The sequence below is a fragment of the Vibrio sp. YMD68 genome (genome assembly GCF_029958905.1).
In the GTDB taxonomy this organism is placed as follows: domain Bacteria; phylum Pseudomonadota; class Gammaproteobacteria; order Enterobacterales; family Vibrionaceae; genus Vibrio.
This window is the reverse complement of record NZ_CP124614.1, coordinates 518,236-532,102: the sequence shown is the minus strand read 5'-3', so window position 1 is coordinate 532,102 and position 13,867 is coordinate 518,236. Positions and strand designations below refer to the sequence as shown.

The 13,867-nt window shown below is 43.7% G+C and carries 15 protein-coding genes; 7 read left to right on the top strand and 8 right to left on the bottom strand.

Features of this window, described 5'->3' with window-relative positions:
- Positions 1-13: 13 nt before the first annotated feature.
- From QF117_RS08510 to QF117_RS08500, 3 genes are read left to right on the top strand one after another with little or no spacing between them, the layout of a single operon-like run.
- A complete protein-coding gene (locus tag QF117_RS08510; RefSeq protein WP_008305551.1) occupies positions 14-988 on the top strand; it encodes a ParM/StbA family protein in 975 nt (324 codons plus the stop codon).
- A 2-nt stretch (positions 989-990) separates the two neighbouring features.
- On the top strand, positions 991-1,260 hold the full coding sequence (locus QF117_RS08505; protein WP_032194327.1) for a hypothetical protein: 270 nt from the start codon (positions 991-993) through the stop codon (positions 1,258-1,260).
- A 1-nt stretch (position 1,261) separates the two neighbouring features.
- Positions 1,262-2,503, top strand: a complete 1,242-nt coding sequence (locus tag QF117_RS08500; protein WP_008305558.1) for an integrase family protein — start codon at positions 1,262-1,264, stop codon at positions 2,501-2,503.
- Positions 2,504-2,519: 16 nt separating this feature from the next.
- Here QF117_RS08500 and QF117_RS08495 read toward each other — a convergent pair whose 3' ends face one another.
- Complete coding sequence (locus tag QF117_RS08495) at positions 2,520-2,714, bottom strand: DNA-binding protein (RefSeq protein WP_000127614.1); 195 nt, start codon at positions 2,712-2,714, stop codon at positions 2,520-2,522.
- Positions 2,715-3,295: 581 nt separating this feature from the next.
- Positions 3,296-3,388: a peptide chain release factor 3 gene (locus QF117_RS08490; protein ID WP_282388571.1), complete on the bottom strand. Its 93-nt coding sequence runs from the start codon at positions 3,386-3,388 to the stop codon at positions 3,296-3,298.
- A 219-nt stretch (positions 3,389-3,607) separates the two neighbouring features.
- Here QF117_RS08490 and QF117_RS08485 point away from each other — a divergent pair, with 219 nt between their 5' ends.
- Positions 3,608-5,671, top strand: coding sequence for an EAL domain-containing protein (locus QF117_RS08485; RefSeq protein WP_282388570.1), 2,064 nt, complete (start codon positions 3,608-3,610; stop codon positions 5,669-5,671).
- Here the strand turns inward: QF117_RS08485 and QF117_RS08480 are convergent.
- From QF117_RS08480 to QF117_RS08460, 5 genes are all read right to left on the bottom strand, one after another.
- Entirely contained in the window at positions 5,664-5,801 is a 138-nt protein-coding gene (locus QF117_RS08480) for a hypothetical protein (RefSeq protein ID WP_282388569.1), read from the bottom strand. The genes QF117_RS08485 and QF117_RS08480 overlap by 8 nt on opposite strands.
- A gap of 28 nt (positions 5,802-5,829) precedes the next feature.
- On the bottom strand, positions 5,830-6,276 hold the full coding sequence (gene rimI / locus QF117_RS08475) for a ribosomal protein S18-alanine N-acetyltransferase (RefSeq protein WP_282388568.1): 447 nt from the start codon (positions 6,274-6,276) through the stop codon (positions 5,830-5,832).
- 6 nt (positions 6,277-6,282) lie between these two features.
- Positions 6,283-6,684 (bottom strand): DNA polymerase III subunit psi, encoded by a 402-nt coding sequence (locus tag QF117_RS08470; RefSeq protein ID WP_282388566.1) that lies wholly within the window; start codon positions 6,682-6,684, stop codon positions 6,283-6,285.
- A 140-nt stretch (positions 6,685-6,824) separates the two neighbouring features.
- A complete protein-coding gene (locus QF117_RS08465; protein ID WP_282388565.1) occupies positions 6,825-7,331 on the bottom strand; it encodes an N-acetyltransferase in 507 nt (168 codons plus the stop codon).
- Positions 7,315-7,839, bottom strand: a complete 525-nt coding sequence (locus QF117_RS08460) for an SCP2 domain-containing protein (protein WP_282388564.1) — start codon at positions 7,837-7,839, stop codon at positions 7,315-7,317. Before QF117_RS08460 ends, QF117_RS08465 begins: the two co-directional genes overlap by 17 nt.
- A gap of 198 nt (positions 7,840-8,037) precedes the next feature.
- On the opposite strand from QF117_RS08460, the gene QF117_RS08455 reads away from it, so the two are divergent.
- From QF117_RS08455 to QF117_RS08445, 3 genes are all read left to right on the top strand, one after another.
- A complete protein-coding gene (locus tag QF117_RS08455; protein WP_282388563.1) occupies positions 8,038-10,077 on the top strand; it encodes an EAL domain-containing protein in 2,040 nt (679 codons plus the stop codon).
- 148 nt (positions 10,078-10,225) lie between these two features.
- The gene (locus QF117_RS08450) at positions 10,226-11,239 is read left to right on the top strand and encodes a peptidase U32 family protein (protein ID WP_282388562.1); all 1,014 of its coding nucleotides are present in this window, start codon (positions 10,226-10,228) and stop codon (positions 11,237-11,239) included.
- 21 nt (positions 11,240-11,260) lie between these two features.
- On the top strand, positions 11,261-12,139 hold the full coding sequence (locus QF117_RS08445; RefSeq protein WP_282389445.1) for a U32 family peptidase: 879 nt from the start codon (positions 11,261-11,263) through the stop codon (positions 12,137-12,139).
- 337 nt (positions 12,140-12,476) lie between these two features.
- On the opposite strand, the gene QF117_RS08440 is transcribed toward QF117_RS08445, so the two are convergent.
- Entirely contained in the window at positions 12,477-13,814 is a 1,338-nt protein-coding gene (locus QF117_RS08440; protein ID WP_282388561.1) for an MATE family efflux transporter, read from the bottom strand.
- Positions 13,815-13,867: the final 53 nt, after the last annotated feature.

Genomic DNA, 13,867 nt, shown 5'->3' with positions numbered 1-13,867 from the left:
ACAGGAGATAAGTATGTTTGTACTAGGCGTAGATATCGGTTACTCAAACCTGAAGCTGGCAATTGGCCAATCAGGCAGTGAACCGAAAACCATTATTCTGCCTGCGGGTGCCGGTCCTGCGGATCGTATGCCAGAGCGTATCGGTGGAGGCGATGATGAAACTTGTTTGTATGTGTCAGTCGATAATGAGCGTTGGGCCGCTGGTGTTCCTGCTGGACGCCTTCAAGGCTGGGAACGAGAGCTTCACCCGGAATATCCCACCACAAAAACCTATAAGGCACTTTTTCATGCCGCCTTGTTAATGGCTGAAACTGAGTCCATCGATTTGGTTGTCACTGGATTACCGGTTTCCCAGTTTCATGAACCACAACGCAAATCTGACCTTGTGAAGCGTTTAAAAGGTGTCCATCAAGTGACGCCTAAGCGCAGCATCACAGTTCATGACGTCAAAGTGCTGCCGCAGCCTGCCGGTGCCTATATGGATCTGGTTCAAACAGGTGGTGATTTGGGCTTGATTGAAGAAGGTCGCGTCGTCGTCATAGATCCCGGCTTCTTTTCTGTTGACTGGGTTGCCCTTGAGGCCGGAGAAATTCGCTACAGCTCATCAGGAACCAGTCTTCAGGCAATGTCCGTTCTACTGGAAACTATTGATAAGCTGATTTCAGAAGATCACGGTGCCAAAGTAGGAATGGATCGACTTGAAAAAGCCATGAGAACAGGAGACTTGCAGGTCCTGCTATTTGGAGAAAAAGTCGATATTTCACCTTATCTGAATGCTGCCATGAAAAAGGTAGCGCCTGTTGCTCTTACAGCCATGCGCCAATCTATGCGTGACGAAAGCATCAATGCAGACTTGGTATTGATCGCCGGAGGTGGAGCCTTGGCTTATAAGGAAGCGGCCAAGGAGATTTTTTCACGAAGCAAGATCATCGTCCCGGAACAGTCTGTTTTGGCGAACGTCCGAGGCTTCTGGTTTTATGGGGCCTGACCATGAGAGTTGTCGTCAACATTCCCCCAGGGAGCCACCCTGAACTGCTTAAAGAATTGGAAAAGACGCCACCACGGGAACGCGCTGAGCGTCTGCGGATGCTGGCCACCTTTGGGTTAATTCACATGAGCCAACCCAAACTATCCACGACATCTGTAACGGTTGATGACCATGCACCAGATGGTGACGTTACTTCCATGAGTACAGCGCCAGAACCCAAAGCAGAATCACGTAAACAATCATTAAAATCCAAACTAGGGCTGGGCTTATAACATGGCGTTATCAGTTAGCTGGCTCGATGCCAGGTTAAATAAAGAAGCAAAAGAAACCGTAGTAAAAGCTGACCGAGACGGGCTAAGTGCTCGGGTATCGCCCAAGGGCAAAATTGTTTTTCAGTTTCGTTATCGTTTCGATGGCAAGCAACAGCGGGTAGACATAGGTACTTACCCACTTATGAAGCTTGCTGAAGCCAGGAATGAGCTGGATAGGTTAAGGGCGGTACTCGACCAGGGCAGAAACCCCAAGCTCTACCTACAGCAGGAACGGGCCAAGTATTCTGCCAATCAAAGCTTCGAATCGATTTTTCGAGACTGGATAGATTCTGCCGGTAAGCAAGGGCTAAAGGAGAAAACGTGGCACTACCAAAAACGCAGCAGTGAAATATATTTGCTGCCCCGACTTGGCAAGTACCCATTAACTGACATCAATGAATTGTCCTTGCGAAACTGTCTTCGTGAGGTTTCGGAGTCGTCCCCTTCAAACACAGAACGTCTGGTGTCTGTGCTGCACAAGTTTTATGACTGGCTGATTGATGAACAAATTTTGGAAATTAACGCTGCCGCTGGGATCACTGCAAAAAAGGTCGGCGGTAAGAAAGGCAAACGAACTCGGGTGCTAAACGACAACGAAATCAGGATACTTTGGCGCTATTTGCATGAGTCAAAAATCACTGAGAAGAATCGCATTTACATAAAACTGCTTCTGCTATTGGGCGGTCGCAAGGGCGAACTCATTCAAGCTGAAAAGCATCACTTTGACTTGCAATCTGCAATGTGGACAGTGCCCATAGAGATCCGCAAACAAGGTGAGAAAATTGGAGCGCCGATCATGCGGCCATTGATTAGGCCTGCTATCGAGCTGATTGAACTGGCGATGCAGATGAGCAAATCAACTTACTTGTTTCCCGCGAACGGACAAGAAGAGCTTGCCACAAATGGCTTTGATACCACTATTCCTAACAATGTGAAAATCTGGGCTCGCAGATCGCTCGGTATTGAGATGGAACACTGGTCTATGCATGATCTTCGCAGAACGATGCGAACGCGAATGTCTGCCATCACGACGCAAGAAGTTGCCGAGTTGATGATTGGCCACAGCAAAAAAGGGTTGGATGCTATCTACAACCAATATCAGTACCTGGATGAAATGCGTCATGCTTACGACGTTTGGTATCAACAGCTAGAGACCATCATCGAGCCGACAGGCTTTCCATTCAACTGGCGTTTCGGACAATAAAATAAAAGAAAGAGGCTCAGTCCTCTTTCTTCTCATACTCTTCTAGGTCTTCAATGTGCCACAGCTTGTTTCGTGTATTTCGGTTGATACGAGGTTGCGGCAAGCTGCCATCTTTTATTCTTCGCCAAAGCGTCGTATAGCTAATGTGGTAACGAGCCATCACTTCGTAAGACGTTAGAAAAGGGGTTACTTGGTGAGCTACTGCTGTCATCTGCATTCTCCTGAAAATCAATGTAAAGCTATCATCGCCTGATTCATCACTTGTTGATGGTCAGAAAGATGCATGATTTGTTCAGAAGATCAGCCTTATCAAAACACAAATGTTGCTATTAGGTACTTTTCAGCTCAAACCTATGAATAACAAGGGCTACAAGGCGGTTTGTGTCATGAATAGCAATCAACACGCCTAACGAGAAAAATTTGTACACACTGTTTGTACACTCGCAACGATGACACACCAAAAACCACAATGACGAACCCTTTAAATTCATAAGCTTATAAACAAAAAACTAGAGATGATCGCATTTATTCCGCTTTTGTAATGTCGAAACCAAAGTGCCAAAAGCAGGAGGTACTTTCTTCATCAAAACCAGTAACAGCAAGGCCTACAGCCAGATTTGTGTCATGGAAATTTCGCCAAAGGCCTCTAAAACGGAATTTGTACTCAAGTTTGTACACACTTTCCGAGGTTACGCTTGAACATCATTGAAAAGCAAAGAAACGAGAAAAAGACAAAAAGCCTTTAAATTCAGTACGTAGAGATGTGATTGTGGTGTGCAATGAAAGGTGGTTTTAAGCGTTGAAAGGCTGGGCGGCATCAGGGTGAGAAATGATGGCGAACGTTCTACGCTTAGAAACTTCACCAATAAATGGACTATTTGACATGAAAAGGTCTTCTTTTGGGCCAGCGGAGTATAGGTGACAAAGTAATATTGCCGAGCTAGCAGTTCGATTCAATTTTGCGCGATATTCTCGCTCATATTTGCGATTGGAGCAACTAAAGCCCGATGGGGAGGCCGATTAATTCCATTACTCTCACTTTGCTATTAATTTATCGACAATTTTGAGCTATAACTAAATGAGTAGGTGGGACCAATAATAACTATGTATAAATCCAAACAGATAAATTCTCTCGCATTTCGTCAAGCAAAAACCGTGTTCCTAGTATCTGTGATATTAGGGCTGTGTTTCAGCGTCTATCTTATATTGCTCGATCTGCATCAAGAGCAAACTCGCATTGAAGAGCATTATCAATTTAAACTGCTGCAAAATTATTCCAATGCCAGCCAAGCAGCTTACCACCTAAATCATTTACTTGCTGAACAAGTTGCCTCGAGCCTTATGATGGATGACGCTATTTATCGAGTTGAAATCATCGATGACTTCGGTGACACCTTGACAAAAAATGAGCGTAAAATCACTGAACAAAGTTCTTTTATTCAAGCACTTTCTAATTACTTAACCCCCACGGCTCCGGTTTATAAAACCCCCCTTCACCAACCTAACTCACTCCTTGTGGTAGGGGAACTCAGTTTTTCTGTTAACGGCAACAATATCGCAGTTAATTTCTTAACTAAAATGACGCACGCTATTTTGTTTGATTTGATGAGAAATATCCTGCTCACCACAATCTTACTGGCTTTTTTCTATTACAAACTATCCAAGCCCATTATCACACTGATCACCTGGGTTAATTCACTGCAGCACAAACAAGCATCCATTCCTATTCCCGTGCAAAAGCACCATGACGAACTAGGAGAACTTGCGATTTCGTTTCATAACCTCTGGAAACAAAGAGAAAAAGCAGAAGCTCAATTAAATCAACTGGCCTATTACGACACACTAACAGGGCTTGCAAACCGGGCTCTACTGCTTCAAACGCTTCAAAACCACATTGACAGTGCAAATCAGTCTCACTCTACCGGCATACTGTTTTACTTAGACTTAGACCGTTTTAAAACAATCAATGACTCGCTGGGCCACACTATTGGAGATAATTTGCTTAAGGCCATCTCAAAGCGTTTGGAAGCATGGATCAAAAAAGGCATGATCGCAGCACGAATTGGAGGCGATGAGTTCGTTGTTCTCGCACCAGAGCTGACTCTCGATAAGGCTGGAGACGTTGCGCAGCAAATTTTGGCTCTGATGTCTAACCCTTATGCAATTGATGGCCACCAACTGTATTGCACTGTCACAATTGGTATTTCAGTGTACCCATCTGTTGGGAGCACCAATATTGATGTCCTCCGTCAGGCAGACACCGCCTTATACCGAGCTAAAAGCTCAGGACGTAATAACTACATGTTTTACGAGCCTGAAATGCGAGCTCAAGTCGAATCTTTTTTAGAGATAGAAAAAGGTCTTCATGAAGCACTCAATAAAGATCAGCTCGAACTGTATTACCAACCTCAGGTAAATGAAAAGCATCAAATCGTGGGGGTTGAGGCGCTGATACGATGGAATCATCCTGAAAAAGGGGTGCTGCCTCCCGGGGTATTTATGCCGATTGCTGAAGAAACCGGGCAAATACTGCCTATTGGGGATTGGATTATCGAACAGGCATGTTATCAATATTCAATATGGAAACGTATGGGAATATTGCCACCCACTTTTCGCCGCTTAGCCATTAACATCAGTCCTTTACAGTTTTCAAAAGACTCATTTGTTGATCATATTACCCAAGCTCTCTCCCAATCAGGAATTACTGGAGAGCACATTGAGTTAGAAATAACAGAAAGTCTACTACTGGAAAATGTTGAAAGTGCGATTCAAAAAATGGCGTTACTCAAAGAGCATCAGCTTAAAATTTCTATCGATGACTTTGGTACAGGGTATTCTTCATTGCGTTATTTGAAATTACTCTCAGTGGATGTACTTAAAATTGATCGATCGTTTGTCACCAAACTGCATCTAGACGAAAGTGATCAAGCCATCGTTGACACGATTGTGATGACAGCAAGAAGATTGAACCTGGAAGTGATCGCAGAAGGCGTGGAAGATCAATACGAGCTGCATGCCCTTAAAGAGTTAGGGTGTGATCAATTCCAAGGCTACTTATTTGATAAGCCACTTAAAACAGAGGAAGTGATCAGTCGCTTTGAACACAACCTCTACACCGTTCCTCAGCGGGAATTCGATAATCCAGCAGTGAAAGTGACGCCTAAATAATCATAGACGCAGTAAAGTCATACTTTTGTTTTTTATTCTTAAAGACAATGCCAACAATCGAGAGGGCAGAATTCACAGGGAAAGCAAACTTTGCTTCTTTCTTCTTTCTTCTTTCTTCTTTCTTCTTCAAGAAAGTCCACCAGTAATAGAACACATCGTTAGAAAAATAAGTAGCTCATAATGATGGCGTCTTCTTTGCCTTTCTCTGTTGGGTAATAGTTAACCCGTCGATCAAGTTCATTAAATCCAACCGATTCATATAATTGATAGGCTTTTTTATTGCTTTCTCTCACTTCCAACCACGCACTTTCTGCCTTGGCTTTCTCACACATGTCTAAAAAGAATTCAGTTAATCGCTTACCGTACCCTTTTCCTTGATGTTGCGGGGAAACAGCAATGTTAAGTAGTGTCACTTCTCCCACAATATTTTGTGCATAAAAGTAACCAACCACACTGTCACCGACCAACATTGCATGATGACAGCCACCTCGACTATTAACATCTCGAATCATAGACTCAGACCAAGGATGAGTATGAGCAGATTGCTCAATAGCATAAACCGACGTGAGGTGTGATTCACTCAACGGAAGAATTTCAAAAGTCATTATTCATTACTCGTAAGAACAAATTTGCTGCCAAAGTGCTCTTCGGTGCTCATTGTGACCATTAATAGAAGAAAGAAGCGGTGTCACCAACTTTTTCGCTTTGTGGGAATCATCAATGCTGGCCTCACCAGCATACCAAATCCAACTGAGTTGGTGGTCGCCTAACCCAGCCAATTGTTCTGGATAGATATGCTGAGCCTGATCTAATGTGAGTTTAATACTTTTTAGTACCCGCTCAAACATCACCGCATTCTCTCCAATCGGAAGCTCTGTTGATACTAGCAGCAACTGACACTCGTCAGGTAAGTTCAACGTTGGAGGTTGAAAACCGAGCAATCGTTCAGGGTAGCTCAATTGCCACGTATCGATTCCCATTTCTTTCAAATAGTGTATTTCAGTTTGGGGCATTAACCTTAACCTACAAAGCGTAAACACGCCGATCCTAACAAATATATTGGATAAAGGAAGGAGGGAATCTTAGTATCCTACGATGCGATAAAGACTCTCAATCCATTCACCTTGCTTTCCCATTGGGATTAAGTGAATGCTTAACCGACCTCATCAAATTCAGGGCAATACTCTATCAAGCCAGAAAGAGACGCTAACTGATTCTCGGCTAATTCGGCTATTTGAAATGCGCCATCAGGCACTTCCCATTTGCACTTAAAGCCCTTTTCCTTAGCGCTAACAAAACCAAAACGAGAGTAGTAATTCGGATCACCCAAAACCACGCATACCGGGTAACCAAACTCTAACAATGAAGAAAGGCCTTCTTTCACTAAAGATTCAGCAATACCTTGATTTCTAAATCCCTCTTTAACACACACAGGAGCTAATCCTTGCCAGTGACAATCTTCACCTTCAACGAATACAGGGCTAAACATGGCATGACCTACAACTTCTCCCTCATCATTGCAAGCAACCAATGACAAAGTCAGGTGGCTATTCTCTCGAAGCTTCATCACTAGATTAGCTTCGGCTTCGGTTTCAAATGCAGATTTTACAAGTCGATCAATGGGTAATATATCGGCTGGAGCTTCAGTTCGAATAAGCATGGGTAACCTCATTGCTCGTGGATGTTTCTACGCCTTTTTGCACGAAGTCTGCTAGTTGCGCCAACATCGTTTGCAACGGCTTAGGCAGTAATTCTAAATCAACACTATCCATTAAATTTTTCACTTCCAAACCCAATTCGGTATCACCTTCAATAGAGAGACGACGTTGAAAAAAGAGGGTATCAGGATCTTCCTTTCGACCAGCAATCAGAACTAAGTCATTCAACTCACCAGAAAAGCTGACGTCTTCAGCAACGGGGGAGTCAGCGATCACTAGCTTATCCTGTTGATAGCTAATATACCAACACAGTGCCATATCGCGAATTTCAACTTTTAGCCACTTGTCTTCCAGGAATTCAAAATCCCCCTCTTCTATAGCCTCTTTGAAGACCGTCTTCATGACTTCAAGCAAGGCTTTTTTTTGTACAAATTGTGGCAAAAAGTGGACTGGGGATCGCAAAATTGATGCTGCATTTTGAACTAGTTGAGTGCGAATCTTGTTTATCACGCGCGTTATCCGTTACTTTGTAAATATAATATTTCATCATAATAGATGTAATAGTGCTAATTCCTGTTATGTATCAAAGAAGTCGAGAATGTTCTTGACGCTTTTACATATCAAAATTCAGGGGTATAGTTAATGTATCGTCTCATGTTTCACACGCCCTGTGAAACTCTAACCGCAACGGAGAGTTGGTAGTTATTGATGCCTTCGCAACAATTACAACACTGGTTTGAAAAAATCACACACCATAGTCCATTCTTTTTTGCCGTTATCGATGAACAGCATAACTACAGCATGGTCAATGAGAGATATTGTGATATTGCAGGGCTAACTTCCAAAGAACTGTTCGGTATGAATGACTCTCAAGTTCTAGGCAGTCACTTTTATGAGCACATAAAACCATACTACGACAGAGCATTTCGAGGAGAGACTCTCGAAGCTGAAATCACACTACATGATATCGACATCGATACAAGCCTGCATTTCAGTTTGTCTCCAATCCTGAATGGGCAAAAAGTCGAATCCATTATATTTCATGCTGTTGATACCTCAGAAAAACAGATATTGATTCGGTCTCTAGAAGAGTCCGAAAGCAAATATTCAACGCTCACTTCACTTCTTCCTGACGGCCTGCTTCTTGTCGAAGATGATTGCATTATCTCTGCCAATCCTTCGGCGATTCGTTTGCTGGGAATGACGTCATCTTCGGATCTACTGGGTGAAGACTTAACTCGACTTTTTGTCGATGAAAAAAGCAAAACTGTCTTTAGTATCCCTTTAAGCCAGCTCATTACCGATGCACCTATGATTTGCCTCACAGGGCCTCGCTGTGGCATTGAGAGGAAAGTACAGCTGCATGCCGACTCAACCATTGTACTGGGTAACCAATCGCAACTCGTGTTGATTCAGGATGCGGAAGATGCACCGAAACAGTTATCTAGCGCGTCACAAGAAGATCCACACCTAGATTCATTAACAGGGGCATTTAACCGTTTTGGTTTTACCAAGCGCCTGGAGCAATTCATTAACAATGAAACACCACTTCTGATGATGTATCTAGATATCGATAATTTTAAGAACATTAATGACTCTTTAGGCCACCATATTGGTGATAAAGTCATTAAAGAGGTCGCGGCTCGACTCAAGCGGTTATTGCCTCAGCAAGCGGTGTTAGGACACTTAGGTGGCGATGAGTTTGGCCTGATCTTACCAAAACCTGAAAACAATCGTATGGCAGAAATTCTTGCCGAACGAATCATTGGCCTAATTAACCAACCGTTCGATCTTCATCACTTCAGTAAAAGACTTTCTTGCTCTATTGGTAGTGTGGCATACCCAGGTGATGGCAACGATGCGCGTATTTTATTGCAAAATGCTGATACAGCGATGTATGAAGCCAAAGATCGTGGGCGAAATCGTCTGATTAAATTCAATGACCAGATGAATAAAGAAGCGCGAATGCGACTCTGGCTTGAGATTGAACTGCAAAAAGCACTACAACAAAACGGCCTTGAAGTTTGGTATCAGCCGAAAGTTAATGCGCGCGACTTTAGCATTAATGGTGCAGAGGCCCTGATTCGCTGGAAACACCCAGTTGAAGGCTACATTAGCCCTTCTGCTTTTATTCCGGTCGCTGAAAAAGCTGGGCTTATTGAACATTTAGGCCGAGTCGTGATGCGTGAAGTGTTTGCGACGGTGAAACGTTGGAAATTGCAAGGGATTTTACCCGGCCGCGTGGCTATTAATTTATCCCCAGAGCAGTTTGGCAACCCAAAACTGATTGATTATATGGAAAAATTGTTGCGTTCTACGGCTCTTGATCCCAACTGCATTACTTTTGAGCTGACTGAAAGTGCAGTGATGAGTGACAGTGAACATACCATTCAAATGTTGAATGCCATTAAAAAACTCGGTTTTACCTTGTCTATTGACGATTTTGGTACCGGCTATTCCTCCCTTTCATATTTGGCTCGTTTCCCTATTGATGAGCTAAAAATTGATCGCGCTTTCATTAGTGATATGGATACCCTGCCGAAACAAGTCACTGTCATTGAGAACATTATCAACCTAGGCAAGTCTCTCAACTTAACTGTGGTTGCCGAGGGGGTAGAAACTCAGCAACAGGCCACTTTGTTGTCTAACCTCAACTGTCATTCCATCCAGGGCTTTCACTTTTATCGGCCTCAACCAAAACAAGAAGTCGAAGATCTCTTCATTCAAAACCGTCGCCACAAGAGCTAGTCTGAACCATCCCCCTACCGATTGACGTCATTTGCGACTATTTACTCATCGATATCTAATTTATTCACCCAAACCTGCCTTACATCAAACTCGCTATTCACATATCTTCATAAAATGCCGTCACTTTTGTAGAAATTGGTACATTGCAATGGAACTCCTATGCCCAGCTGGAAATCTACCAGCACTCAAAACGGCCATCGATTGTGGTGCAGATGCGGTTTATATCGGCTTTAAGGATGACACCAACGCGCGTCATTTTGCTGGTCTTAACTTTACCGGGAAAAAACTTGATAAAGCCGTTCAATACGTACACGACAAGGGCAAGAAAATTCATGTGGCGCTCAATACATTCGCTCATCCCAATGGTTTCGAGCGCTGGACGAAAGCCGTGGATCAAGCCGCGGACCTCGGAGTCGATGCTCTGATCATCGCGGATATCGCAGTATTAGAGTACGCAGCAAATAAATACCCACATATGGAATTGCACCTGTCAGTCCAAGCTTCAGCCACCAACGTCGCAGCCATCGACTTTTACCACAAAAACTTCAATGTAAAACGCGTGGTACTTCCTCGTGTGCTCTCCATCCATCAAGTGAAACAGCTGTCGCGTAATATCACCTCAGATGTCGATTTAGAAGTCTTCGCCTTCGGTAGCCTGTGCATTATGGCTGAAGGTCGCTGTTACCTTTCTTCATACATGACCGGTGAGTCGCCAAATACGGTCGGTGCATGCTCTCCGGCCAAATACGTTCGTTGGCAAGAAACGGATGGCGGGCTTGAGTCACGCCTCAATGAGATCCTCATTGATAAGTATGCGACAGGGGAAAACGCGGGATACCCTACGCTTTGTAAAGGTCGCTTTGAAGCAGAAATAGAAGGCGAACGTAAGCGCTACCATGCATTAGAAGAGCCGACTAGCCTAAATACTCTGTCTATGCTTCCTGAGTTATTTGCTGCCAATGTTACTTCTGTTAAAATTGAAGGTCGTCAGCGTAGCCCTGCCTACGTAGAACAGGTGACTCGTACTTGGCGAGCAGCCATAGATCACTACCTTGCAAACCCAGATTCCTATCAGGTGGAAGCGTCCTGGAATGCCGCCCTGGCTAACGTCTCTGAAGGGACACAAACCACGCTTGGTGCTTACCATCGCAAATGGCAATAAGGAAAAGTAATGGATAACTCAATGAAATACGCATTAGGCCCACTGCTTTATTTTTGGCCAAAGCAAGATGTTGAAAGCTTTTATCAACAAGCAAAAGATAGCGCTGCTGATATTATTTACCTGGGTGAAGCCGTCTGTTCAAAACGACGCGAAATGAAAGTAAAACACTGGCTGGATATCGCGAAAGAACTGTCGGCATCGGGTAAACAAGTCGTCTTGTCCACAATGGCGTTGCTTGAGGCACCGAGTGAAGTCAGCATCATGAAAAAGTACATCGATAACGGTGACTTTGCCATTGAAGCGAATGACGTATCTGCGATTCAACTTGCCAATGAGAGTAACGTGCCGTTTGTGGTCGGCCCTGCGGTGAACACTTACAATGCACACACTTTAAACGTGTTCCTGAAACAAGGTATGACACGTTGGTGTATGCCGGTTGAGCTTTCGCGAGAATGGTTATCTAACGTGATGATCCAATGTGACGATCTCAATATCCGTCATAAATTTGAAGTCGAAGTATTCAGTCATGGTTACCTTCCGCTCGCTTATTCCGCTCGTTGCTTCACCGCGCGTGCCGAGAATAAAGCCAAAGATGACTGTGACACCTGCTGTATAAAGTACCCAACAGGTCTACAAGTTGACAGCCAAGAAGGTCAATCCGTATTTAACCTCAACGGCATTCAAACGCAATCCGGTTATTGCTACAACTTAATCAATGATTTACCCAATATGAAAGATTTGGTCGATGTGGTGCGTTTAAGCCCGTTAGGTATCGACACGTTCTCTGAACTGAACAATTTCAAAGCCAACGAAAATGGTGACCAACCAATGACAATTGGCGACCGTCAATGTAACGGTTACTGGCATCAACTGGCTGGGTTAGAAGTAAAAAACATCTAATTTAGATTAAGGTATTAGGGCGTGTTGATCTTTCGCGGTTAAATTTTGTTCGAGATAAAATCGTTTTAGGCGCGGCGAGAAGTATGATGCCTAGTTATTCTAAGCAAAGACTTCTCAACAAAGCATAAAACGAGTTTAGCCGAACCCTTCGGGCAGCACTTGTTGGGTATTGATACTGCGTTAGAGGCTTCTCAAGTAAAATAACTACATCTCTAAGCCTCTGCCTTGTCTAAATACCCATCAAGTTGCTGCAAAAATCAGCTCGAAAGATCAACACGCCCTAATCAAAAGGTCTAGATCACTAGACCTTTTTCGTATCGAAATCCTCACATCAACACTAAGCGGTTGCTGGGCTCAACGGTGTTGAATCTAGCTTCTTAATGTCTTTCATCAAAATCGCAATAACCACAACACTCAACGCAATATTTGAAAGAGGATAAGCCATCCAAATTCCTGGGACACCAAACAACTTAGGCATGATATACAAGAAAGGTAGTTGAATCAGCAAATTGCCCAACATAACAAACATCGCTTTACTTCCCTTGTTCACCGATTGGTAATAAGCCCCAGTGACGACTAAAAAGCCATCCAATGCTAACGCAAACAGATGCAATCGAATACCTAACACCGTGTACTCGACAAGCTGAGAGTCCTGAGAGCTAAATACTGAAACAAACTCTCTAGGAAAAACATTCAATAGAATGGCGAATACCATTCCAACCGACACTGAACTCACCATTGCGATCTTCAGAAGTTGACGAATGTTGCCTTGATGTTTAGCACCGTAGTTATAGCTCACTAGCGGCTGCATACCATTGGCAATACCTTCGGCTGTAAGATAATAAACCGTAACGATGTAGCCCAGAATGGCATAAGCGCCAATCATCAACTGATTCCCATATTGCGCAAACAGTGCGTTATGCATTGCAACCATCATTGAGCCATAGGCATACATAAAGAAGCTTGACGTACCAATCGCAAAAATCTTTGGAACCACCGAGAAGTTAAGTCTAAGCTCTCCCCAACGTAAGCGTAACTTTGCTTTGCGTGAGAAGAAATAAGCCAAACCTAAGCTGGTAACAACACATTGGGCGATAGCCGTTGCTACAGCGGCTCCCTTCAACTCCCAGCCTAGCCAAGCGATGAATAGGTAATCGAGAGCAATGTTAATCACAGCACCCACGACCATCAAAATCGTCGCCATATTAGGGCTATCATCATTGCGCAGCAGAAATGGCATCGCAATAGATCCAAGGGTAAAGACACTGCCACCTATCAATATATGTAAATACTGTAACCCAAGATCGTAAACCCGCCCTTCCGCGCCTTGCCAAAGCAAGAAATGATCAGCAAAAAGAAACAATATTCCAGCGACGAAAGGCGAAAGCACCAACAATAACGTTAACCCAGTTGTTAGAATATGTTTTGCGCCTTGGTTATCTTTTTCACCTTGGCGAATAGAAACAAGTGCGCCAGTACCAACGCCAACGAGCATTCCCAACCCAAGAATAGTACCAATAACAGGCCAAGCGACATTGATACCCGCTAACCCATCAGCCCCAACATAGCGACCAATAAAAATACCATCAACCACTTGATACAAGCCATTAACGAGCATCGCGGCCACGGTTGGAATCGTATAACGCCAAAATTGACGGTATATGTTGTTACTCATTGTGACTTCCCTTAAATATACTGACTGCATTAATCATTTAGTTATCAAGGCTA